Source organism: Streptomyces sp. NPDC090798 (assembly GCF_044768965.1).
Taxonomy (GTDB): domain Bacteria; phylum Actinomycetota; class Actinomycetes; order Streptomycetales; family Streptomycetaceae; genus Streptomyces.
Map to the genome: position 1 here is coordinate 184,834 of NZ_JBIVXA010000018.1, position 2,806 is coordinate 187,639.

Annotated in this window: 3 protein-coding genes; 2 read left to right on the forward strand and 1 reads right to left on the reverse strand. The window is 65.0% G+C overall.

What is annotated here, in order from left to right:
• A partial coding sequence (locus ACIQTP_RS33170; protein ID WP_403406991.1) for a hypothetical protein occupies nucleotides 1–390 on the reverse strand: 390 nt, incomplete at its 3' end.
• Nucleotides 391–418: 28 nt separating this feature from the next.
• On the opposite strand from ACIQTP_RS33170, the gene ACIQTP_RS33175 reads away from it, so the two are divergent.
• Nucleotides 419–661 carry a hypothetical protein gene (locus tag ACIQTP_RS33175; RefSeq protein WP_403406993.1) on the forward strand — a complete coding sequence of 81 codons (243 nt, stop codon included), beginning with the start codon at nucleotides 419–421 and terminating at the stop codon, nucleotides 659–661.
• 1,853 nt (nucleotides 662–2,514) lie between these two features.
• On the forward strand, nucleotides 2,515–2,806 hold a 292-nt coding region (locus ACIQTP_RS33180; protein WP_403406995.1), incomplete at its 3' end, for a hypothetical protein.

Below are 2,806 nucleotides of genomic sequence, written 5' to 3' on the forward strand. Positions count from 1 at the left end.
GGAGCCGCCGCCCTGGGTGCCGCCCTGGGTGTTGCCACCCCTGCCACCTTGGGTGCCGCCCTGGGTGTTGCCGGAGCCGCCGCCCTGGGTGCCGCCTTGGGTGTTGCCGGAGCCGCCGCCCTGGGTGCCGCCCTGGGTGTTGCCACCCCTGCCACCTTGGGTGCCGCCCTGGGTGTTGCCGGAGCCGCCGCCCTGGGTGCCGCCCTGGGTGTTGCCGGAGCCGCCGCCCTGGGTGCCGCCCTGGGTGTTGCCACCCCTGCCGCTCCGCGACCCCTGATTGTTGCCGGTATTGCAGTGTTTCTGCTTGCACGGCTTTTCCGGCAGCAGGGTCTGAGCCTGCGATGTACCTTTACTGGCAAGTGTCTGGACGTGGGAAACTGCGCCGGTCACCGCCGGCGCCGCTGAGGCAGGGGCCCCTATGGCAGCCATTCCTCCAGCCATTGCCGCCGACACTATTGCTGTCGCCATCTTCTGCTTCCGAGTGTGCCGCACGCGCGTGCTCCTCTCTTCCGTATTAAGCACTATTCGCTTCGGCGTCTGGTCATGCGATGCGCAGAGCGTGGTCCGATCCGATCGTGGTGTTGTCGGCCACTCAGAAGACACGTCCGGCCAATTGAAGGCCCAGCGCATTAACCGTGAATTTCCTTCATCCCACACCTGAAAGGTGCTGGATCCGCCGGGTACTTCAGTCCGCTGCCGGGCTGAGTGCCAGTGCAGCCCCTGGAGGCCGGTGTGCAGGAAGAGAAGCACCGCGCGTTGTAATCCCGGGCGCCTGGATACCTGCACAGCGGCGAAGTTACAATCCCGATACTGGTCTCACGCGTCGGCTGAGTCAACTCGAATCGTGAGCTATAAGGGGCCTAACCACACCGCTTGTCACTAGAAAGACCCACACTTTAGATCCGAACGACCTCAGGGCCTCCGTTGAGCCCGTTACCGTCAATTTACTTCGACGGCAAACGATCGCCGCAATCCACATATAGACTCGGGCGGCCCTGTAGCTGGAATTAGCTACACGTACGTCCCGGCTCGGCTCCAGCCCGGTGACTTGGCCGCCGACTGGGAGCCGATCGAGAACAGGGTCAGCACGACAATCGCCTTACGTCCCCCAGGCTTCCAAGCAGGGGGCCGTGTCCGTCCGGCCGTGCTGGACCAGGGCGGGGGCGGGTACCTCCTCACCCGGCGGCGCTCTGTCTTGTCCTTCGTCCGTGCTCCAGCGGCCTACCGGTCCGTCGGGGCCACGGACACCGGCCCGAATCTCCGGCGCGAACATGCGGGTGTGCCACCTCGGTGTGTCACCTGGGTGGCCGGCGCGAGCGTAGAGACGAAGGCTTCCGCGACGGCGACAGGACGCTGGCCGCACACCGTCTGTAACAGCACCCAGCTCCTGGTCGCTGACGACGGGGACAGAGGTGGTGTCGCAGGTTCCGCACACGGTTCGCTGCTCGCTGGCCAGCCGCTCCTGGGCGAAGCGGGCGGGGACAAGCAGCCTGCCGGCGGCGTGGCAGCCTGACGGTGCTGGGTCAGGTGGTCGGCCACAGTTGGGTTCTTGGGATCGCGGTGACCGCGAAAGTCGCGCTGCTCGGGCTGTGGCTGGCAGGCCGAAGTCGATGAACAGGCCGAATTTCCAGAGGGTCACGGCGATACCGAGGGCTGAGGACCGTGATGCTCCACGCGTCACCCGGCATCCCGGCCTCGCCCAGGACGCCGAACACGTGGACGTTCACTGCCGGGGGCGAAGAACCTCTCTACCGAACCTGTCGTGGGCGTCCGTCGAATAATACTTCTGTCTCTTCTGTCTCTTCTGGTCGACGGCCTGGCGGCGGGAGTGCAGCGGTAATGCGGCATGCGCGGGCGGTCACGGAGGAACGTCTTGTGAACGCAACGCATCGACGTGCTGCATTCTTTTTTGCTTGTCGGGGCGTCGTTGATCGCGACGGCCTCACCGTTCTGGAGCGGGGCAGGCGGCGTTCGCGAGCAGGTCGACCGAGCTGCCAAGCAGGTCTAGCCCAGCAGCAGTTGGAGCGGCTGGAGAAAAAGTCGACCGGTCGAGCAGAACATGTTCGACGCGCTATTCGGACCTCCCGACCGCGTGGTGGCGGCTGTGCGCGACAAGCTCGAATACGTCGCCGAGCCCGATGAGTCCGGCCGGTCCACCGCAGGAGCGTCGGTCTGGCCCCGGTGGGCCATGGGGGTCCCGCACGCAGAAAATCCCACATCACGGTGCAGTCTGCTTAACACTCTGTATGGGTGACATTGCCGTGTCGCTGTAGTTATGGAGTGATGTGTTGCGACAGTTTAGTCCACAAAGATTCCTATCTCTATCTACAACAAGAAAGGGGTCCTGTGAAAAGGTTTGGCATCTACGCAACCCTGCCCTTTGTCGCTGCCGTGGCACTGACAGGCACAACAGCGGGCCAGGCTTCCGCGGAACTCCGCAATGATCCTGAAACCCCCGCAGGAGTTACCGTTGTTTTCAACAACGGCGGGTCTTACGGAAATGTTTTTAATGAGGTGAACGGCAACAGTAATAGCACGCAGGGTGGGACCGGGAACACGCAGGGCGGTACGCAGGGTGGGACCGGGAACACGCAGGGCGGTACGCAGGGTGGGACCGGGAACACGCAGGGCGGTACGCAGGGTGGGACCGGGAACACGCAGGGCGGTACGCAGGGTGGGACCGGGAACACCCAGGGCGGCACGCAGGGCGGGACCGGGAACACCCAGGGCGGCACGCAGGGCGGGACCGGGAACACCCAGGGCGGCACGCAGGGCGGGACCGGGAACACCCAGGGCGGCACGCAGG